Annotated in this window: 15 protein-coding genes; all 15 read right to left on the bottom strand. The window is 60.7% G+C overall.

Translation table 11 applies throughout. The features are described from left to right. Nucleotides 1-32: 32 nt before the first annotated feature. The 15 genes from VGH41_RS07670 to VGH41_RS07600 all read right to left on the bottom strand — a co-directional run bounded on the left by VGH41_RS07670 (nucleotide 33) and on the right by VGH41_RS07600 (nucleotide 20244). On the bottom strand, nucleotides 33-395 hold the full coding sequence (locus VGH41_RS07670; RefSeq protein WP_331596766.1) for a hypothetical protein: 363 nt from the start codon (nucleotides 393-395) through the stop codon (nucleotides 33-35). 84 nt (nucleotides 396-479) lie between these two features. After that, the gene (locus VGH41_RS07665) at nucleotides 480-1490 is read right to left on the bottom strand and encodes a DUF2891 domain-containing protein (RefSeq protein WP_331596765.1); all 1011 of its coding nucleotides are present in this window, start codon (nucleotides 1488-1490) and stop codon (nucleotides 480-482) included. Nucleotides 1491-1591: 101 nt separating this feature from the next. Further along, nucleotides 1592-3379 (bottom strand): caspase family protein, encoded by a 1788-nt coding sequence (locus tag VGH41_RS07660; protein ID WP_331596764.1) that lies wholly within the window; start codon nucleotides 3377-3379, stop codon nucleotides 1592-1594. Between the two features lie 263 nt (nucleotides 3380-3642). Beyond that, nucleotides 3643-6552: a CHAT domain-containing protein gene (locus tag VGH41_RS07655; RefSeq protein WP_331596904.1), complete on the bottom strand. Its 2910-nt coding sequence runs from the start codon at nucleotides 6550-6552 to the stop codon at nucleotides 3643-3645. Between the two features lie 226 nt (nucleotides 6553-6778). Then, nucleotides 6779-7186, bottom strand: a complete 408-nt coding sequence (locus VGH41_RS07650) for a hypothetical protein (RefSeq protein WP_331596763.1) — start codon at nucleotides 7184-7186, stop codon at nucleotides 6779-6781. A gap of 690 nt (nucleotides 7187-7876) precedes the next feature. After that, complete coding sequence (locus tag VGH41_RS07645) at nucleotides 7877-9181, bottom strand: FAD-binding oxidoreductase (protein ID WP_331596762.1); 1305 nt, start codon at nucleotides 9179-9181, stop codon at nucleotides 7877-7879. Continuing rightward, a complete protein-coding gene (locus VGH41_RS07640; protein ID WP_331596761.1) occupies nucleotides 9181-10473 on the bottom strand; it encodes an FAD-binding oxidoreductase in 1293 nt (430 codons plus the stop codon). Before VGH41_RS07640 ends, VGH41_RS07645 begins: the two co-directional genes overlap by 1 nt. A gap of 67 nt (nucleotides 10474-10540) precedes the next feature. Further along, entirely contained in the window at nucleotides 10541-12118 is a 1578-nt protein-coding gene (locus VGH41_RS07635; protein WP_331596760.1) for a DUF3138 family protein, read from the bottom strand. A 40-nt stretch (nucleotides 12119-12158) separates the two neighbouring features. Continuing rightward, a complete protein-coding gene (locus VGH41_RS07630) occupies nucleotides 12159-13070 on the bottom strand; it encodes an ABC transporter permease subunit (protein WP_331596759.1) in 912 nt (303 codons plus the stop codon). Beyond that, nucleotides 13067-14041 (bottom strand): ABC transporter permease subunit, encoded by a 975-nt coding sequence (locus VGH41_RS07625; protein ID WP_331596758.1) that lies wholly within the window; start codon nucleotides 14039-14041, stop codon nucleotides 13067-13069. The genes VGH41_RS07630 and VGH41_RS07625 overlap by 4 nt, the downstream gene beginning before the upstream one ends. Beyond that, nucleotides 14038-15192 carry an ABC transporter ATP-binding protein gene (locus VGH41_RS07620; RefSeq protein ID WP_331596757.1) on the bottom strand — a complete coding sequence of 385 codons (1155 nt, stop codon included), beginning with the start codon at nucleotides 15190-15192 and terminating at the stop codon, nucleotides 14038-14040. Before VGH41_RS07620 ends, VGH41_RS07625 begins: the two co-directional genes overlap by 4 nt. A 213-nt stretch (nucleotides 15193-15405) precedes the next feature. Further along, nucleotides 15406-16539, bottom strand: a complete 1134-nt coding sequence (locus VGH41_RS07615; RefSeq protein WP_331596756.1) for a polyamine ABC transporter substrate-binding protein — start codon at nucleotides 16537-16539, stop codon at nucleotides 15406-15408. Nucleotides 16540-16612: 73 nt separating this feature from the next. After that, nucleotides 16613-18049 carry an aspartate aminotransferase family protein gene (locus tag VGH41_RS07610; RefSeq protein WP_331596755.1) on the bottom strand — a complete coding sequence of 479 codons (1437 nt, stop codon included), beginning with the start codon at nucleotides 18047-18049 and terminating at the stop codon, nucleotides 16613-16615. Between the two features lie 34 nt (nucleotides 18050-18083). After that, nucleotides 18084-19418: a glutamine synthetase family protein gene (locus VGH41_RS07605; RefSeq protein ID WP_331596754.1), complete on the bottom strand. Its 1335-nt coding sequence runs from the start codon at nucleotides 19416-19418 to the stop codon at nucleotides 18084-18086. 31 nt (nucleotides 19419-19449) lie between these two features. Continuing rightward, nucleotides 19450-20244: a gamma-glutamyl-gamma-aminobutyrate hydrolase family protein gene (locus VGH41_RS07600; RefSeq protein ID WP_331596753.1), complete on the bottom strand. Its 795-nt coding sequence runs from the start codon at nucleotides 20242-20244 to the stop codon at nucleotides 19450-19452. Nucleotides 20245-20314 lie beyond the last annotated feature (70 nt).

Below are 20314 nucleotides of genomic sequence, written 5' to 3'. Positions count from 1 at the left end.
CTGGACCTGGAAAACAAGCCTTATTCTGCAGACTAATGGCCATGTCCACCCGAGCCGCTTCCACCTCCACCATGTCCGCCGCCACCTGGCCAGTGACCGCCGCCGTCGTGACCATGCCAGCCATCTCCGCCATGCCAATGACCGTCGCCGCCATGCCAGTAACCGTGCGGATGATTGTAGTAACAGCAGCCACCACCGCCGCCGCCCCATACGCTGACTGAACCGTAGGCCGGTTCATACCCGTAGCCGCCGTATCCGTATCCGTATCCGTAGTCTGTGTAGTCCGGGTAACCTGCCTGGCCGTAGTACGGATAGCCGTAACCTGGCGCGACACACGCAGTCAGCGAGCCGGTGAGAATGGCAGCCGTTCCAAGCGCAGCGATAGTGCGAAGCATGATCTTCTCCCTCGATACACTTAAGAAAGACGCACTCACGCCGAGTTCCGACACAATTGTGTCGACTGTTTACTGAAGGGTCGCTTATGCCTCGAGTGCGAGCGTGGCAAACGTCGCAAGCCAATGTTCGCCCATATAGTCTCCCGCAACATGGGCGAGCGCGCTGTCGAGATGGCGCTCGGCGGTGTCGATCAGCACGGAGTGTCGAGCATCGTCTGCGGGCAGCGCGCGGGCCAGCGAGCGTTGGCACCAGGCACGGCTGAGATTGAGACCGTCGAGGTGAGCGATCTTGCCGTCGCTGCGATCGGTCACGGTGACCGGTTCGAATAACGTCGCTGGCTGGCGAGCGGCAAGAGCCGGCAAAAATGCGCCGAACCATGCGACGAATTGCTCGCCCGGCAACACCCGTCGCATCAATTCGGCCTCCATCAGCGACGGTGACAAAAACTCGTCGCCGGCCGGCTCCCACGCCTGGCAGGCGACGTCGTTCAGATACCAACGCTTCGACGTTTCAATGACCAATGCGGCTAGCGAATCACGCGAAGTCCGGTGCGCGAAATCGAGCGTCAATGCCAACGCAAATGCCATGTTGAAGTGCGTGCCGACCCGTAGCGGATAGGTGGCTTTAGGCAGAAATTCTTCGAAGCGTTCCACAAATACTTCGGTTAGCGGCGCGAAGGTCTGGCTCCAGCGCGCGGCTTGCGGCACTTTGAGCGCGTCGATCTGCGCGGATAGAGCGAGTAGCCAGGCCCATCCATAAGGACGCTCGAAGCCGCGATTGTGCGGCAGGCCTAGATAGGCGCATTCGCCGGCGACGTTGGCGTCGGTGAAATGCTCGTCAACCACGGCGACGATGCGCGCTGCTTCAGGCAGATCCGCAAAGCGCTCGAGCAGATGAAGAATCAGCCAGTAGCCATGCACGCATGAATGCCAGTCGTAGCTGCCGTAAAAGATCGGATGCAGTGTGCGCGGGCCCTGCACATCTTGCGGACCGGCAAGCGCATGCGTCAGCTTGTTCGGATATTCGCGGGTGAGATGGTCCAGCGCGAGGTTGGCGAACTTTGATGCGGTGGCGGATGTGAGATGGGTGGGCATTGGCGCTTCGTGGTGAACAGGTCGGAATCGGCAGGCGGCCATTGTGCCTCGATTGGCGTGCTTTCGTCTGCGGAACTGGCTCCCCCGGATGGGTCCGGGATTTAACCGGTGAGTTGACCAACCTTATGCTGGCGCAGTGAGATCAGCTCCCGGCGCTCGACGACCGCCGGTATGAGCGACGCCGTGGTATAGGCAACGGATTCCGCCTTGACCGCAAAATTGAGCCCCGGCACGATCCAGTAACGTCGCTCGAGCCGTCTAAAAGATCCGTCGGGGTAAATCAGATTGCCGCGGGCTTCAATGCGAAAGGCATCAAAGTCCACCTCCGAAACCCGTGTCGTTTCGCGCGCCGTAATAACGAGGTTCAGCCTGAAAGTGCGAGCTCCTCTTTGAGGATGAACGGCTGTCCATGCTGCGCTCCACTTCTTTCCGATTTGCAGCTCCGCGGGTACCGTTTGCGCGGGAACGTCGCTCCTTCCGTAGGAGGGGTTCACAATCTCGTTGCCCATCGAGTCGAACATCCAGCGCCCGTCGTCGCCTTCGACAAGATCTGCCTGCTCATCGACGCGCGTGATGCGAATGCGCAGGCGAGACGTTTCGAGGCCGGTGAGAATGTCGCTGATACGATAGGTGACTTCGTCGTCAACGGAATAAAGGCGTCCCAAGGTAAAGCGTCCTGCCGAATACGGATTCTGCGATGCCGTCGTGAGCCTGGGCGCGGGTTTGCCTTGCGCGATGATAATCGCGACTGCCTCTGCAGTCTCCGGGGCACTAGCGGTTTCCGTAGCCGCTGACGCGATCGACTTGGGTGCGTTCATTGGCGCCGTTTGAGAAGGGAGCGAAGCTGTGTCCGGCGTTGAAGTTGGAGGCACCACCGGGACGAGCGTATTGAGGGCATTCACAGAAGTATTCGAGGCGCTCGCCGGCGTGGCGGTTGAGGCGGCAGATATCGCCGGCCTGAGCGCGAGGAACTGCGTCAGGCGGAACTGCGCGATTTCCGCGAACCGTCCATCAGGAAACGTGCGCAGATACTCAACCCAGTCGTCGGCGTTCTGCGAAGACTTGATGCGCTCCCAGGCGGCCAGATCCTCCCTTACGTAGTTTTCCAGCTCGGCATCAGTCAGTTGCTTGCGTCCGCCGTCGAAGATGAAGATGTCGCTCTCCAGCGAAGTGGACTCCCAGGGAACCTGTTTGCCTTGCGACTCGAGCCGCACGTTCAGGCGGACACGCTTGAGCGCGTTCTCCAGGTTTGCGTCGTGACGCGACCACTCGCGGATGAGATGTCCGGTATAGAGGCCGTTTTTTCGCTCGCCATCGAATGCGACACTGCCGGGTGACGTCGAATACGCAAGCAGGCTTCCGACGGGCGCATCCACCTGACTCAAGCCGGATTGAGCCGGCTTGTAGCTGCCGCCAAATGGATCGTTGCGGCAGGCATCGAGAATCGCCACGTGATTCGTGTCCTTCGCAGCGGCGAACGTGTCGAGCAACAGACCGATGTCGATGCATTGGGACTTCAGTTCTGCGCCCGTACTGACTTGCGCATCCACAGGCAGCAGGTAGTTTCGCCAATCGAGTTGTACGCCGTGCCCCGCGTAATAAAAAACTGCGAGCTTGGTACCACTGCGTTGCACGGCGCTGCCGAAACGCTGAATGGCTTCGATGAACGCGCTCCGCGTGACTTCCAGCTGGAGGTCTACGGTGAAACCCGCAGACGCCAGCAAGGCGCTCACGTCGCGAGCGTCGTTCACAGCGTTGCGCAATTGCATGCGAGGGTAAGCGCTATTTCCCACGACAAGGCTCACCTTGGACGCGTTCTCGCTCGCCGGGATCGGCCCGGGTACGGCGCCCAGCGCCGAAGCGAGGACCGGGAGGGTCTTCACGAACATTCGGCGCGTAATCATGGTCGTTGGTCCCCGGCGCTCCTCAATTCCTTGCAATCTTACGTTGCCGCTCGACGAAAGGTGACACCCGGGAACCTGAACCCTGGTCGATCTGCAGTCGCGCGATTGCTACGAAGCGCGCGGCCCTGGCTGCGTTGATTCAATGTTCGGTGGTTACCGTTCATGACCCGATGAGCGACTGTGGGGGCTTTGCCTCGTGATAGAAATAGTGCCAAAACATAACAAAACCGCAACCGTCATCCGCAGTTTCAGCGGGCGGCGTCGCCGACCAGAGCATAGGCGCCCCAGAAGTATGGGTGGCGATAGAGTGGGCCGTCCTTGCCATCAGCCATGTCGCGCTCCGTGTGAGCGAGTGCATCGGCCTTCGATAACGATGGATCGGCTGCATAGGTCCTGAATACGCCCGTCGTGACTTCGGTCGCCGACTGCGATTCAACGGCCCATTGTGTGACGAGCATCGACCGCGCGCCCGCGGCAAAGAAAGCGCGCGACAGTTCAGAGACGGCGTCTCCCGCATTCCCGCTGACCAGCCCAGTGTTGCAGGCGGACAGCACCACCCAGTCGGCATTGAGTCGCAACGTCACGATGTCGTCCGCGGTGATGATCGAATCGGCCAGACCGCTGCCTTCGTACGCCAGGGCAAGTCCGGACTTGCGCCATCCCGGCACCTCGCCTGCGACGATGCCGTGCGTGGCGAACAACACCACCCGATCGTTCGACAAGTCCATCTTCATCGCTTCGGTACGCGTTGCGCGAGTCCCCCACACCACGCTTTGTTCGGGTGATCCAAGCGTATTCGCAATCGAGCGTGCCTCCGTCAGTGTTTCCGGCAAGGGTGTGACGCGGTGATAGTCGAACGAGGAGGCATGGTTGTCGACCGGGAGGTCGCGCGCGGCCGCGTCGTCCGCTCGCGGGTCGCTGTCTGCGGGCGATTCGCCGCCGTTGAAGCTCGGGTCGGCGAACGCGATGAGCGGCTCGGCTGCGTGCGTCGCTGGATGACTGCGTGCGAAAACGAGTGCGGAGGCATTCGGAATGCGTACGGGGAGGGTCAAGTCGATCCACCAGTTGGCGTCGGTGAGACTGGATGCGGGACGCGTCACCAGCACATCGAACGGAATGCTCGCGAGAATGCCGCTCACCGTGATGTAGACAGTCTTCGCTCCGCTGATGTCATCCTCTATCGGTGCGATCAATGCCTGATAGAGACTTGCCGCCGCGTTCAGATCGAACCCCGCGAGATCGCCGGGATGCTGCGGAGGTCTGCCCGCATCGAATCCCACGCGCAAGGCCACCACCTGCTTCGCCAGGGCGGCGCGCGTCGTCGCCAGACGTACAGCGCGGAATGCGCCCCCTGGATGCACTACAAACGCATAGCTCTCGTCGCGCCCTGCATAGAGATCCACGTAGACCTCGCCCTCGTGCAGCGCCGCGCCGAGCGTGGCGGGTGTCGGGATTGCTGGCGATACGAGTTGCCGGTAGACGGGGAACTGCGACACGATCTGCCGGCGCAGACTTGCCAGCTTGCCATCGAGGACCTGGATGGCTTCTTCTTCGTGCTTGACGTCCGAGCCGGCGAGGTATTGCTGCGACGGCGAAGCTGCCTGCTTTTGCGTCTGCTCGAGCCGGTTCGCTACGCGCGAGAGCGCGGCGTGCGCCGTATTCTCCTCGTAGCGCAGTGCCTGTTCCTGTTCGACGAGCGCGCGCAGTCCGGGCGTCGATGACGCGAGGCGTGCTGCGCCATCGGCCATCGCACCTTGCGTTGCGTCCATATGAAAAAGCTCGGCGATCCGGAATGCGAGAATCTGCCCCTGTTCCCCCTCGTTCATCGCGCGACTCATCGACATGGCAAGCGCCCCGTCCTCGTCGTAGGCACCGCGGGTGTCCGAGTCGTCCCATTGGTCTTCGGTGCCGACGAGCGGCGTGACATACGCGCCAATGTCCGCCTCGCCGATCTGCGCGGAGGGATCTTCAAGCCGGTACAGCATTTGCATGCCAGCCATGTACTTGTAGAACGGGCTCTCCGGTCCCTGTTTGCGGAGGTTCCCAGCCATTGGCACCGCAATCCGGCTTGCGGCTGCCTGCCAGTCTCCGCGGGAAGCAAGGCTCAGTGATTCGCGTTCGTCGGCCGTTACACTGTGAGCTACCACGGGATTGATGCGCGCCGCCTCTTCCCAGGCGTTTGCGTCCGCCTGATAGTCGCCGATGCGTCCCATCGCCAGGGCGATCATCAGGCGAAGGCGTAACGCGTCTGCCAGATTCGACGAGTGCGGCGCAACGTTCGCCTGCTGGAAGCCCGCGATGGTTGCGTCGATGGCCGCGAGCGCCCCGTCATAGTCGTCGTTTGAAGTCAGCGCCAGGGCGCGTCCGAAATCGACGTCCGCACGCTGCGTGGGATTGGGCTTCAGGTCGGGCCGGTTGTCGATGTCCCAGCGCATCTCATTCGAATAGCTCAACGCCTCCGTCCGGCGATTGTTCTGGACCATCAGCCGGATCAACGACGGGAGGCCCGATAGCAATTCATTGGCCGCGGCACGGTGGCGCGCTTCGCTGAGAGCCGGGTCACTAAGGTTGCGCCACGCGAGCGCCGCCCCCTCCCTGCGCTTTTGAAATGCAAGGTCATGCCGGTTCAGGGCGCGGCGGTCGATCTCCGACTCGGCAGAAAAGTACGCGTAAGACGGGTCATAGGGCAAGGTCTCCAGTTCTTGCGGCGTGGTCTCGCGAGCGAGCGTTTTGGCCTGCTCGACCAGATGTTCGCTTCGAGAGTAGTTGTCAGAAAGCGCGTACCCGGTGGCGAGGCTTGAGGCCACCAGCGAACGCCGACCAGCCCCGATCTGCGTGTCATCGACGATTTCCTCGCGAACGCGCGTCGAATCGGTGACCATACCCGCCTGAAAATAGTCAGATGCGAGGGTGTTGAGCAGCGCAAAGCGAGCTTCCCCGTCGTGCGTGTTGCTCAATTGCCGGCGCACGGCCTGTTCACGTCCGATCACAGCCCGCTGGTCGGAAGATCGGGCCACCGGCTGCGCGAGTTGAGGACGCGTGGAGGATTGAACGTCTGGAGACGTGCTTGCCGAACCGCATGACCCGCATGTGAGACCCGCGAGGATCGGCAGGATCAACGAAACCGAAGAGACTGGACAGCGGTAGTGCATCTTCATCACGCACGTCTCCTTGCGTTCTCCTTTCGTTCGCAGCAAGAGGCGTTCGCCGCTTGATCTGCGATTCCAGAAATTGAAGCAGGAGCGCGGACCGGATCCAAGGTGCCATCGCCGGCAGGCGTGCGGCAGCGCACGCCTGCCAGGGGCGAATGAAACCCTGCCCGTGTCATGCGAGTGTGCCGGGGAGTTGATGATCAGCGTGACGATGGCGACGACGCCATGTCCACTACCTCTCCGGAATAAAAAATGCGCTGGCCGGCATTTCGGACAGCACGGCGGTCGTACACGTTTTCAGAAGCCGTGAATTGGCGATTTTGTCGGGACTGGATATATCGATGTGGCGCTGTCGTTCAAGAGCACGCAAAAAATCCGCCTTTAACTCCTCGTCGTAAATGCCGCGCTGTTCGACTTTGCGGCGTATCGTTTCGAGGTCGTACTCGAGGGCCTGATAGGCAGCGATCGTCATTTCGTATGCTTTCAGCGTTCTTCTGAACTGAATCGCCGGCCGGATGGCTGCGACGAAGGCGGAAAACGTCCCGAGACCTTGCCAGATGTGCTTGCCCAGGTCCGTTCTGAAGAACCACAGACCGGCCACCGCCGACGTCGGCGCCGCAATGACGAGCGCCAGGTCCATAGCCATATCCAAATGTTCGAGACGGCGCAGTCGTTCACTGTAATATCGGACATTGAGCCGAGCAGTGCGAAGTTTGTCGTATACCGCCCAGACTGGATGGTTCTCGCGTCCCATAGGTCCCCCGTACACGTGCGGAGCAAAATAATGATAGTCAAGAAACACAGCAGAGGCATTCTCGTATTGCTGCCTGCGCTGTTGTGCTTGTCGACTCTCACCAAGGCTGAGATGCCCGAAACAGGCACACCTGCACCGGCAAGCGTGACGGCGACCTCAAAGGCGAGCGCGCGGATGCCCGCAAGCGCCGCGAATGCGCAACCGGCATCCGCGGCAAGCGGCGCCACTTCGAATCCGGACAAGGGGGATGCACCGCCCGTTACACGCGGCCTCGTTCCGGATAGCCCGCATCCCAGTGTCGATCCTACGCAACCCTGGCCACGCTCCGGCGCCTCCAACGAATCCAGGTAGGGCCATCGACGGATGGCAGCGGCGCGATCCGACAACCCAGATTGCTTCGCGGCCCTTACGACCTGAATCCCCGATTTCCTGCTGCTTCAATAAACGAGTTAGCCGAGTGCCTGACGATCTGCTTACATCAGCCGGCGCGGCGCGGTAGACCTGAAACCGGCATCGTTGAACCGGACGCGAGTCCGTTTCTTCGATGCGAACAGGCAGCAGCTGATGCCTTCAAGATCAGAGCAATTCCCGAATCCGGTGATACAACATCCCCAGTTCGAGTGCCGGACCACGCAACGCCGGTCCACCCGGAAAGCGTGCATGTCTTAGCTTTGCAAACAGATCGAACGCGTCGGTTTCACCGGCCATAGCCTGTGCGACGACGCGCCCTGCGATTCCCGTCAACGCTACGCCATGACCGGAAAATCCTTGCATGTAGTAGTAGTTCGGATCGATCGCGCCGAAATCGGGCGCACGGTTGCGCGTAACGTCCACGAAGCCGCCCCACGCGAATTCGATGCGAGCGTCCGAGATCTGCGGAAATACGCCGACCATGCGCTTGCGGATCTGCTGCGCCAGCTCCGAAGGCGATGCACCGGTCGAACTCGCTCGCCCGCCGAACAGCACGCGGTGATCCGCCGATATGCGGAAATAATCGAGGAAGAAATTGTTGTCGCACACGGCGCAGCGCCCGGCAATCAGCGCATTGGCGCGCGCCTCGCCCAACGGCTCGGTGGCGACGATATACGATGCAATCGGCGCAATGCGTGCGGCCACCGGCGCGGGCAACACGTTGCCGATCGTCGCATTGCCGCAGGCCGCGACAAAGCGGCAACGCACTTCACCGGTCGCCGTGCGCACAACGGGCCGTGCACCGCGCACCACTTCGATCACCGGTGAGTGGGCAAACAGCAAGGCCCCTTCACGGCGCGCGGCATCCGCGAGACCAAGGCAGTATTTGAGGGGATGTAGATGGCCCGAGAACGGATCGTAGACGCCCGCGAGATAGCGCTCCGAAGCGACCCGTGTGCGAATCCCGTCGGTGTCGAGCCACGAAAGCGCCGAATATCCCCAGCGTGCGGACGCATCGTCCATCCACGCACGCAGGTCGGGTACGCGCTTCGGTTTCGTCGCGACGCTCAGATAGCCTGCGGTGAAGTCGCAATCAATGGCGTAGCGCTCAATGCGCTCGCGCACCAGTTTTACGCCGTCCACCGACAGCGCCCACGCGGCACGCGCGCCTTCGAGGCCGAGCTGGCGTTCGATCACCTCGTCTTTCGCGAAGCCCACCAGTGTCTGGCCGCCGTTGCGACCCGATGCACCCCAGCCCGGACGATGCGCGTCCAGCACGATCACGGACAAGCCGCGCGCCCGGCATTCGAGCGCCACGGAGAGTCCGGCGAAACCCGCGCCGATGACGCAGACATCGGCTTCGAGCGAGCCGTCGAGCATGGGGTCATCAGCGTGCGGGCGCGCGGCGCTCGCTTCGTAATAGGAGTTGAGGATCAGCGCGTCCGCGCGACGGTCGAGACTTTCGGTCATCAGAGCAGGTCCTTGATTCGATACCAGGCCATCGCAAGCACGAGGGCAGGGGTGCGCAGTGTAGCGCCGCCTGGGAAATCCTGGTGGCGAATCTTGCCGAACAGATCGAAGCGCGAGGCCTGGCCGTCGATGGCTTCGGCAATCAGCTTGCCGGCCAAACCCGTCGTATTGACACCGTGTCCCGAGAAGCCTTGGGCAAAATAAACCGTCGGCGCAATCCGCCCGAAATGCGGCGCGCGATTCATCGTGATGTCGACAAAGCCGCCCCACGCATAGTCCACTTTGACGTCGGCCAGCTGCGGAAATGTCTTTAGCATATCGCGACGCATTGCTTCTCCCAGATTGCGAGGTTCGCGCTTCGAATAGCTGACCTTGCCGCCCCACAGCACGCGGTTGTCCGGCGCAGGTCGAAAATAGTCGAGCACGAAGCGACTGTCGCAGATGGCAGCACGCGCGGGCATCAACGCTTGCGCACGTGCAGGGTCAAGCGGTTCAGTGGCGATCACATAGGTGCCGACCGGCATGATCTTGCGCGCGACCTCCGGTGCAAGCGCGCCGAGCCAGGTATTGCATGCGAGCACAACGAACTGCGCTTTCACGTGCCCCCGCACGGTTTCGACGACGCGTGCGTTGCCTTCGCTGCGTATGCGGGTTACGCAACTCTCCTCGAAAATCTGCGCGCCTGCCGCGCGAGCCGCGCGCGCCAGACCCAGCGTGTAATTCAATGGATGCAGATGGCCGCTGTCCGGGTCGGACAGGCCGCCCAGATAGCGCGACGATTGCACGAACTCGCCAAGCGCATCGCGTTCGATGTAGCGGAATCTGTCGTAGCCAAAGCGTGTTTGCGCGTGGTCGCGCCACTGGCGCAACGCGTCGACATCGCGCGGCTTATTCGCCGCATGCAGATAGCCGAACGTCAGGTCACAATCGATCCGATGTTTCGCGACCCGTTCCTTGACGATATCCAGCGTTTCCAGGCCCATTGCCCAGATACGCCTGACGTCTTCGGCAGGCATGTATTTGCCGAACGTGTCCATCTCGCAAGCGAAGCCACCGATCATCTGGCCGCCGTTGCGTCCGCTCGCGGCCCAGCCGACTCGCGATGCTTCGAGCACCGCAACCGTATAGCCGCGTTCGGCAAGATTGAGTGCCGCCGAGATACCGGTCAGGCCGGCTCCGATCACGCAAACGTCCACCTGCAAGGTGTTTTCAAGCGGTGCGTGACGGGTCGTATCGTTGACGGTAGCCGCGTAGTACGACGCGGCGTGGGGCTGGTTTGCGAAGCGGAGCATAGGCTGGCCGGACGAAGCGGGCCGACGCACGAAGCGTGAAAGAAGCTCCGCGTGACGGCCCGGGTGGTTAGAACGAGTAGATGAACTGCGTGGCAAAGATGTCGTTGGACTTGCTATACGACCCGTCATTGCGCAGGAACACGTCTTGAGTCGCCCAGTCATGGCGGTACTCGACCTTCACGGTGATCTGCTGGGTCGGATAGAACAACAGGTCGAGCGCTGCATCCTGACGGGTTGCGCCCTTGCACTCGAAGCCGTGATTAGACGAGTTCGCAATGCAATTCGCCCCGACACCGAAGCCGTTCGCGGTGTCCATGCCGTTCGAGTTCAGCGCGATGCCACCGCCGCCACCGCCATTCTTGCTGTCGACGAGGAGGTCGTAGCGCACCGTCGCGCCCATCCGGCCGAGCATCGGCACATTGAACTTGCGGTGCGCGAGCAGCGACAGACCGTACCATTGCGCCTGACCACCGTTAAACGCCGCGTTTTGTTGCTGACCGTAGTCCACTTCCGCGTTGTACTGGATGTCCGCGAGCGAATACGTCAAGTCCGCCTCGCCAAAGAAGAACGAGCCGAATGCGCTAGGCGCCGCACCGCCGACACCATAGACTGGATTGCCGTTCGAGTCGGTGCCGGATACCAGCGTCTGACGGCCGATATTGAACGAGCCGCCAATATCCAGCGCACTGGAGGCCGTATAGTCGACGCGACCCGTGAAAGTCGGAATCTTGTTGCTGCTGGTGACCGGATCGCCCAGCGCATTGGTGCCCGTCTGCACCACCGAGCCATACGTGCGGTACTGCTCGTTGCCCAGCATGAACTTCCACGCAAAGGCGCTGCCGTCGCCCGTATAGTTCACCCCCACGCCTACGTAGCTGCCCGGATCGGAGAAGTCATACAGCAGGTTGTGCGTCAGCGTCAGGATCTGGTTCGACTGCTGCACTTCATAGCCGCCGAAGCTCGGCATCAACCCCGCCACGAAAGTTGTCGTGGCCGTCACCGGTACGGTCACCACTGCCGTATTCAGGATGTTGTCGCCAATCGTGCCGTGCTCGTTTTGCAGCAGCGTAATGCCGTTGCCGCGGTTGGGCATCAGGGTAATTTCCGCGGATGGCGCCATCGGGCCTACGCCAAAAGTCTTCTTGATGTCGAGATAGACATCGCCGAACGTGCTGTTGAAGTAGTTATAGGCGCTCTCATGATTCGCGAACAGGAACGACGAGCTGCTGTTGGCGCGGTTATACATATACGTCGGATCGATATAACCGGTCACCGAAAGTCCCGCGATCGGACCAGTGTTCTGCGCGTCGACCAGCGAGTCCACCTTCAGCTGCTGATTCGCAATCTGCTGCTTCATCGACGTGACTTCGTCGTTGGTCAGCGTAGCGCGTGCCTTGCCGTAGTCAGGTGACGAGATATCCACTGGTGCTTCGGCAACGGCAGGCGCAGCCGGAGCCACGGCGGCCGGCGCGGCCGCCACCGCTGCCTTGGGTTTTGCCGAAACTTCTGCCCGCAACTGTTTTACTTCTTTTTGTAGCGCATTCAGCTGGGCCTGAAGCGCCTTGATCTCATCGCTGGTGGCGTCCGCCATGGCCATGCCAGGCAGACTCCCCGCCACTAGCAGGCAGATGAGTTTCTTTCTCATGCATTTTCTCCTTGTTGGTCGTATTGCGAGCTAGAACTGTTCAGGCCTGAGCGGTCCCGAGCGCTTTGCGCACGGTGGTGGGTTGTGGGTTGGTGGGAGCGGCGCCGGCGGCTTCTTCGAGCGCGAAGGCTGTCTGCATGTCGCGCGTGCGTTTGCGTTCGCGGATCTGCATCCAGCGGTTGACGGCAATCACCCCGACCGTCACCACGCTGATAAAGATGGTTGCAAGCGCATTCATTTCCGGATTGAGGCCAAGACGCACGCGCGAAAACACGACGAGCGGCAGCGTAGTGGAACCTGGCCCCGAGAGGAACGCGGAGAGCACGAGGTCATCGAAAGAAAGTGTGAAGGACAACAGCCAGCCGGACATCAGCGCCTGCGATATCAGCGGCAGCGTGATCAGGAAAAACACCTTGAAGGGTGTTGCGCCAAGATCGAGCGCGGCTTCTTCGAGCGACCTGTTCAGTTCCTTGACGCGCGATTGCACGATGATCGCGACGTAGGACACGCACAGCATCACGTGACCGATCCAGATCGTCAGCAGACCTCGGCCCTTGGGCCAGCCGAGCATCTGTTCGAGTGCGACGAAGAGCAGCAGCAGCGAGATGCCCTGAATCACTTCAGGAATCACGAGCGGCGCATTGATCATGCCGGCGAATAGCGTGAAGCCGCGAAAGCGCCCGAAGCGGGCGAGCACGAAACCCGCCCATGTGCCGATCACCACCGAAGCACACGCCGTCAACAAGCCGATCTTGAGCGAAAGCCACGCGGCGCCCAACAGTTCTTCGTCTCGCAGCAGCGCGCCGTACCACTTCAGCGAAAAGCCAGACCACACGGTGACGAGCTTCGATTCGTTGAACGAATACACTACGAGGCTGATGATCGGGATATAGAGGAACAGGAAGCCGAGCGTCAGTACCGTCGTCGAAAGGGATTTATTTGGCTTGATCATTTCGCACCCTCCAGTTCCTTGACCTGGTAGTACTGGAATACGGCCATCGGCACGAGCAGCAGCAGAACCATCGCGACCGTGACGGCGGAGGCCATTGGCCAGTCCATGTCATTGAAGAATTCATCCCACATCACGCGGCCGATCATCAATGTGTCCGCGCCGCCGAGCAGTTCCGGAATCACGTACTCGCCAACCGCCGGAATGAATACCAGCAGACTGCCGGCGATGATGCCGTTCTTCGAGAGCGGCAACGTGATGCGGGTGAAGGCTGTCCACGGTTTCGCGCCGAGGTCGTATGCGGCTTCGAGCAGCGTCAGATCCATCTTCACAAGGTGGGCGTACAACGGCATCACCATGAACGGCAGGTACGAATAGACCATGCCGATGTAGACGCCGATATCCGAGTGATAGAGCCGTAGCGGCGAATGGATCATGCCGAGCGCCATCAACGTGTGATTGAGCAGGCCGTCATCCTTCAGGATGCCGATCCATGCATACACACGAATCAGGAACGACGTCCAGAACGGCAGCATCACGCCCATCATCAGCAGGTTGCGGCGCGCGGGTTCTGAGCGTGCGATGTAGTACGCAACCGGATAGCCGATCAGCAGGCAGAAGAAGGTCGAGATGGCGGCCATCTTCAGCGAACTGATGTAGGTCGCGACGTAAAGGTCGTCCTGCAGCAGAAAGGCGTAGTGGCCAAGCTGGATGGCGAAGTGCACGACACCGTCCTTGATGCTGACGAGATCGGTGTAGGGCGGAATGCCGAGCCGCAGATCCGCGAAGCTGATTTTCAGCACCAGCACGAACGGCAGCGCGAAAAACACGGTGAGCCACAGGAACGGCACACCGATCACGGTCGTGCGGCCCGACGGCACCAGCGCGCCAAGCCGTTTGTTTAGCGCCGCAAGCACAGCGCCGAACTGGGACGCGTGAGGTGTGGTGGACGAGAGGGGAGCGGGAGTTCTCATTGCGTCACCACCACGCCGCTAGCCGGCGACCAGTAGACGAACACGTCGTCGTTGTACGCAGGCGCGCCCTCGTTCATCAGATGCGAGCTGGAAAGGTTCGATACCACGGTCTTGCCGCTCGGTAGCCGCACGTGATAGAGCGAATAGCTGCCCATATACGCCACATCCGAGACGACGCCGCGCGCCCAGTTATGAGCGGTCGCGGGTTTCTCGCGCGAGACCTTGACGCGTTCCGGGCGCACCGAGATACCCACCGGCATACCGAGCGGGCCGGTGATGCCGTGGCTCACATACATGCGTGTTTCGAGTTCCTCGCTTTCGACGAAGATGTGATCCGGTTCGTCCTCCACCACCACGCCTTCGAACATATTGGTCGAGCCGATGAACTCAGCGGAGAAGCGGCTATTCGGAAACTCGTAGACCTGCGACGGCGAACCGATCTGCACGATGCGGCCTTCGCTCATCACGGCGAGACGGCCGGCCATCGTCATGGCTTCTTCCTGATCGTGCGTGACCATCACGCAAGTGACGTCGACCTTCTCGATGATGTTCACCAGTTCGAGCTGGGTTTTCTGGCGGATTTTCTTGTCGAGCGCGGACATTGGCTCGTCTAGCAGCAACAACTTGGGGCGCTTCACCAGCGAGCGCGCGAGCGCCACGCGCTGTTGCTGGCCGCCTGACAGTTGATGTGGCTTGCGTCCCGCAAACTTGCTCATTTGCACGAGATGCAGCGCGTCGGCTACGCGTTCCCGGATCTCGTTCTTCGGCGTGCCTTCCTGCTTCAGGCCGAACGCGATGTTTGCTTCAACGCTCATGTGCGGAAACAACGCATACGACTGGAACATCATGTTGACCGGACGCTTGTATGGCGGCATCGCAGCGAGGTCTTCACCGTCGACGAAGATGCGTCCGGAGCTCGCGGTCTCGAGTCCCGCAAGCATGCGCAGCAAGGTGGATTTGCCGCAGCCTGAACTACCGAGCAGCGCAAAGAGTTCGTTCTTCGCGATAGTCAGATTGACGTTATCGACAGCGGTGCTGTCGCCGAATTTCTTCACGACGTTTTCGATGCGGACGAACTCGTCCGATTTCACTTTCGTCGTCACTGCATGACGGGCCACCTGGGTGGCGATAATTGAGGGCGTCGATTTCATGATGTAACCATTCCGAACGGATCGTGGACATAAGCGTTCCCGTGCGAGGCGCGCGGAGCGGCTCACAAAGGTCGGCTGCGATCGGGAAACATGGGACTGCGCTTGTGAAGGCGCAGGCTGACTGCCTTATTGCGTGATTCGGGCGGACAGGGATCGAGCGATCCCTGTTCCGCATTGATGCGCTGGCTTGCCTTTAATAAACGAGGAGAAAAATTAATGACCGGTTTTAAGCTGTGCCCAGAGGCGGTTTTCAAGCCGCAGAATATCGGTGGGCACTGGCTTCATCAGCGTCATCTTGCTCAAGACGTCATCACCCGGATAAACGGTCGTGTCCTGTGCGACGCCCGGTGTCACGAATTGACGTGCAGCCTTGTTGGCGGTCGGGTAGAACACTTCGTTGGTGATCGCGGCATTGACCTTCGGATCTTCGATGTAGTTGATCCATTTGAGCGCGGCTTCAGGGTGCGGTGCATCCTTCGGAATCACCATCACGTCGAACCACAGCAGGCCGCCTTCCTTCACGTTCGCGAACCTGATCTGATAGGAACGCTTCGCCTCGGCCGCGCGGCGGCTGGCGATACCCACGTCGCCAGACCAGCCGAGCGCGACGCACACGTCATTGTTGGCGAGGTCGTTGATATAGCCGGACGAATTGAACTGGGTGATATACGGGCGAATTTTCTTCAACACTTCGAACGCGGCCTGGTAGTCGCCCGGGTTCGTGCTGTTCGGATCCTTGTGCATGTATTGCAGCGTTGCGGCGAATACGTCGACGGCCTGATCGAGGATCGAAATGCCGCAGCTCTTCAACTTCGACGCGTTGGCCGGATCGAGCACCAATGACCAGCTGTCCACAGGCGCGTCGGTGCCGAGCGCCTTTTGCACGGCCTGCACGTTATAGCCGACTCCGTCGGTGCCGTAGGCCCATGGAACCCCATACAGGTTGCCCGGATCGGCGTCCGTGATCATCTTCATGAGGACCGGATCGAGATTCACCAGGTTCGGCAGTTTTGACTTGTCGAGCTTCTGGTACACGCCGGCCTGAATCTGCTTGGCCATGTAATTCGACGTCGGCACGACGATGTCATAGCCCGAACTGCCGGCGAGCAGCTTGGCCTGCAGCGTATCGTCGCTATCGTAGTTGTCGTATTTCACGTGGATGCCGTCTTGCTTCTCGAAGTTCGGAATCGTGTCCTTGGCGATATAGTCCGACCAGTTGTACACGTTCAGATCCGTGTCGGCTGCGATGGCCGGCGTCACCGTTAGCGCGGTAAAACCCGTAACGGCGAGAAGCGCGGCCCCCGCAATCGCATGACGAAGATGACGTCCAGAATGACTTACGCTCATGGCTTTTTTCCTTGAAGGTGAAGGTCCGGCATGGGCGTGCTTCGTGTGGCGTCCATGCCGGAAAGAACTGCCGTTACGAAATTCCGAGTTGTTGTGCGGTTGCGTCGATGGCCTTTTTCGCCTTCGATACGATCTCGTCGATTTCCTGCTTCGTTATCACGAGCGGTGGCGACAGCAGCATCCGGTCGCCGGTTGCGCGCATGATCAGATTGCCGTTGAAGCAGAAGTCGCGGCAGATCGTGCCGACATCGCCGCCGTTTGCAAAACGCTTGCGCGCCTTCGGATCCTGCGCGAGTTGAATGCCGGCCACCAGTCCGGCACCGGAAATGTCGCCGACGATGGGGTGATTCGCGAAGTTCGCGCGCAATTGCTGCTGGAAGTAGGGGCCGGTCTCCGTCTTGACGCGCGCGACGATTTTCTCGTCGCGCAGCAGCTTCAGATTGGCCAACGCCACGGCCGCTGCAACCGGATGACCGGAGTAAGTGAGACCGTGATTGAAGTCGCCGTTTTCGACAATTGCTTTGGCAACGCGGTCGTGCAGACCGACGGCACCCATCGGCACATAGCCGCTCGTGAGGCCCTTGGCAAGTGTGATGAGATCCGGCTCAAAGCCGAAGTGCTGATGTGCGAACCATTCTCCGGTGCGGCCAAAACCGCCGATCACTTCATCCGCGACCAGCAGAATGTCGTACTTGCGGCAGATACGCTGGATTTCCGGCCAGTAGGTCGTAGGCGGAAAAATCACGCCGCCGGCACCCTGGAAGGGCTCACCGATAAACGCGGCGACATTCTCCGCGCCTAGCTCCAGAATCTTCGCTTCGAGCTGCCGGGCACGTGCCAGCCCAAACTCTTCCGGCGTCAGATCGCCTTCGGCTTCACCAAAGAAATACGGTTGATCGATATGCACGATGTTTTCGACCTTCGACGGCATCTGCTCATGCATATAGCCCATGCCGCCAAGCGTGCCGCCTGCGATCGTCGAGCCGTGATAGCCGTTTTTGCGGGAAATCACGAACTTCTTCGCGTGCTTGCCTTGCGTTGCCCAAAACTGATGAACGACGCGCAGTACGGTGTCGTTGCCTTCGGAGCCGCTATTGCAATAGAAAAAGTGATTGAACGGAGCCGGAGCCAGCTCCGCAAGCAGTGCGGACAGTTCGATTACCGGCGGATGGGTCGTCTTGAAGAACGTGTTGTAGTAGGGCAGTTCCTGCATTTGCCGGTACGCGGCGTCGGCGAGTTCTTTACGACCGTAGCCGACGTTCACGCACCACAACCCCGCCATACCGTCGATGATCTGATTGCCGTCCGAATCCCACAGGTAGACGCCCTTGGCTTTCACTATCACGCGGCTGCCGGACCGATTGAGCGATCCCATGTCCGAAAACGGGTGAATATGATGTGCCGCATCGAGCGCGCGATACTCAGCGGTGCTGCGTTGTTGCAAGACCTGTGCGCTTGAGGCCGGCTGAGCCGGTTGGACGTAAGCGACTTCTTCTGTTCTGAAACTCATGTTGCCTCCAATAGTTCTCGTCGCGTCTGAGGTGTTAGACGTGCAGCAGCAAATGACGGCGTTCCCACGAACTGATCACGCGGAAAAACGCTTCGTATTCGGTTTCCTTCAAGGCCAGGTACGCCTTGACGAATTTCTCGCCGAGCACTTCGGCAATCGGTTCGCATGCACCCATCAGCGTCAGGCCTTCTTCCAGGTTGCGCGGCAATTGATAGGGCAGCTCGTAGCCGTCGCTGATGAGCGGCTCGGTCGCGCGCAGCTCTTGCGTCATGCCGAGATAACCCGCGGCGAGCGTCGCGGCAATCGCCAGATACGGATTGCAGTCCACGCCCGGGATGCGATTTTCGATGCGGCGTGCAGCGGGCCCTGAATGCGGAATCCGGAAGCCCACCGTGCGATTGTCGTAACCCCATTGCACGTTGATCGGCGCGGCCATGAAGCGTGACAGCCGGCGATACGAGTTGATGTACGGCGCGAAGATCGGCATCAACGCGGGGGTGTATTTCTGCAGGCCGGCGATATAGCCGTCGAACAGCTGGGTCGGCTTGCCGTCGGCAGCGGTGAAGAGATTAAGGCCGGTTTCTTCATCGACGAGGCTTTGATGCATGTGCATTGCCGAGCCCGGCTCGCCCTCCATCGGCTTGGCCATGAACGTCGCATACATCTTGTGGCGCAAGGCCGCTTCACGCACCGTGCGCTTGAACAGGAACACGCTGTCGGCGAGCTTGAGCGGGTCGCCGTGCATGAAGTTGATTTCCATCTGCGCCGCGCCGACTTCGTGAATCAGTGTGTCGACTTCCAGTTCCTGAATGTCGCAATATTCGTAGATGTCCTCGAATAGCGGATCGAATTCATTGACCGCTTCGATCGAATACGCCTGACGTCCCGTTTCGGGGCGGCCCGTGCGGCCGATCGGCGGTTGCAGCGGCAGGTCAGGGTCCTTGTTCATGTCGACCAGATAGAACTCCAGCTCCGGCGCAATGACGGGCTTCCAGCCCTTGGCCTTGTAGAGTTCCAGCACCTGACGGAGCACCCGGCGCGGCGAAATGGCGACCGGTGTGCCGTCGAAGTGGACGCAATCGTGAATCACCTGCGCGGTGGGATCGACAGCCCATGGAATGATACGAATGGTGGAAGCGTCGGGAACGCAGACCATGTCGGGATCGGTCACGCCGGTCAGGCTCCCGTCTTCCGGATAGTCCCCTGTGACGGTCTGGATCATCACCGCTTGCGGCAGGCGCATGGATTCTCCGGATTCGAACTTGCTGCGCGGAATGATCTTGCCGCGCGCGATCCCGGCCATGTCGGGAATGATTGCTTCGATCTCGGTGATGCGATGTTTCTTCAGAAATTCGTCGATGTCTTGCATGATTGTTCTCTCAGTTGTTGCGCGAACCGGCTCAAGCGTGTGTAGGTGCGGCGGATGCCGCGCCGTGGCCGGCCCTGATACGCATTCGATCGCGGCATGCGGCGCCGAACGCCTGGAAGATCGCCGTAGAGAGCGCGTCGTCGGCGTGCTTCCACTCGGGGTGCCACTGCACACCCAGAGCGAATGCACGCGCGTCCTTCACGCTGACTGCTTCGATCAAGCCGTCCGGCGCGGTGGCTTCGACCACGAGGCCGTCGCCTGGCCGCTCGACGCCTTGTCCGTGCAACGAATTGACGCGTGCTTCGTCCGCACCTGCTGCAAGCCGCTGCAGCAAGCCACCCGGGGTAAGGGCAAGCGGATGAGACGGCGCGTATTGCACGTCCAGTTCGTCTTCCTTGTTCTCACGGTGATCATTCAGGCCGTCCACCGCGTGAACGCTTTGATGCAGCGTCCCGCCAAACACCACGTTCATTTCCTGAAAACCGCGGCAGATGGCGAGGATGGGCACGCCGGCGTCGATCGCCGCACGCATGAGCGGCAACGTCGTCGCGTCGCGTGCGGCGTCATGCAGCGTGCCGGGCGCGCTGGCGTGAGCGCCGTAGTGATGCGGCTCGACATTGGAATAGCTGCCGGTAAACAGCAGCCCGTCAACGGCCGCGAGGATCCCGGCGCTGGACTGACGATTGCCGAGCGCGGGCAACAGCATGGCCAACGCCTGTGAGCCGTCGACGATCGCGGCGATGTACTTCTCGCCGACCACGTGCGACGGATGCACTCCGATCATCGTTCGGTCGGCGCTGATACCGACCAGAGGTCTATTTGGCATGACTAATTGAATGGACGTGTGTGTTCCCCGCGGGATGCGGCACGAATAACGTTTAAACAGGCGCGGCACG

Source organism: Paraburkholderia sp., from assembly GCF_036488795.1.
In the GTDB taxonomy this organism is placed as follows: domain Bacteria; phylum Pseudomonadota; class Gammaproteobacteria; order Burkholderiales; family Burkholderiaceae; genus Paraburkholderia.
The sequence above is the reverse complement of the archived record's forward strand: the minus strand, read 5'-3'. Positions and strand labels throughout refer to the sequence as shown.

Bases quoted from the DNA above. Each gene is read 5' to 3' on its own strand.
- VGH41_RS07620 (WP_331596757.1), bottom strand. From the start codon at position 15,192: ATGAAATCGACGCCCTCAATTATCGCCACCCAGGTGGCCCGTCATGCA.
- VGH41_RS07605 (WP_331596754.1), bottom strand. From the start codon at position 19,418: ATGCAAGACATCGACGAATTTCTGAAGAAACATCGCATCACCGAGATC.
- VGH41_RS07610 (WP_331596755.1), bottom strand. From the start codon at position 18,049: ATGAGTTTCAGAACAGAAGAAGTCGCTTACGTCCAACCGGCTCAGCCG.
- VGH41_RS07600 (WP_331596753.1), bottom strand. From the start codon at position 20,244: ATGCCAAATAGACCTCTGGTCGGTATCAGCGCCGACCGAACGATGATC.
- VGH41_RS07615 (WP_331596756.1), bottom strand. From the start codon at position 16,539: ATGAGCGTAAGTCATTCTGGACGTCATCTTCGTCATGCGATTGCGGGG.
- VGH41_RS07635 (WP_331596760.1), bottom strand. From the start codon at position 12,118: ATGAGAAAGAAACTCATCTGCCTGCTAGTGGCGGGGAGTCTGCCTGGC.
- VGH41_RS07665 (WP_331596765.1), bottom strand. From the start codon at position 1,490: ATGCCCACCCATCTCACATCCGCCACCGCATCAAAGTTCGCCAACCTC.
- VGH41_RS07630 (WP_331596759.1), bottom strand. From the start codon at position 13,070: ATGATCAAGCCAAATAAATCCCTTTCGACGACGGTACTGACGCTCGGC.
- VGH41_RS07670 (WP_331596766.1), bottom strand. From the start codon at position 395: ATGCTTCGCACTATCGCTGCGCTTGGAACGGCTGCCATTCTCACCGGC.
- VGH41_RS07625 (WP_331596758.1), bottom strand. From the start codon at position 14,041: ATGAGAACTCCCGCTCCCCTCTCGTCCACCACACCTCACGCGTCCCAG.
- VGH41_RS07660 (WP_331596764.1), bottom strand. From the start codon at position 3,379: ATGTTCGTGAAGACCCTCCCGGTCCTCGCTTCGGCGCTGGGCGCCGTA.
- VGH41_RS07645 (WP_331596762.1), bottom strand. From the start codon at position 9,181: ATGACCGAAAGTCTCGACCGTCGCGCGGACGCGCTGATCCTCAACTCC.
- VGH41_RS07640 (WP_331596761.1), bottom strand. From the start codon at position 10,473: ATGCTCCGCTTCGCAAACCAGCCCCACGCCGCGTCGTACTACGCGGCT.
- VGH41_RS07650 (WP_331596763.1), bottom strand. From the start codon at position 7,186: ATGGACCTGGCGCTCGTCATTGCGGCGCCGACGTCGGCGGTGGCCGGT.
- VGH41_RS07655 (WP_331596904.1), bottom strand. From the start codon at position 6,552: ATGAAGATGCACTACCGCTGTCCAGTCTCTTCGGTTTCGTTGATCCTG.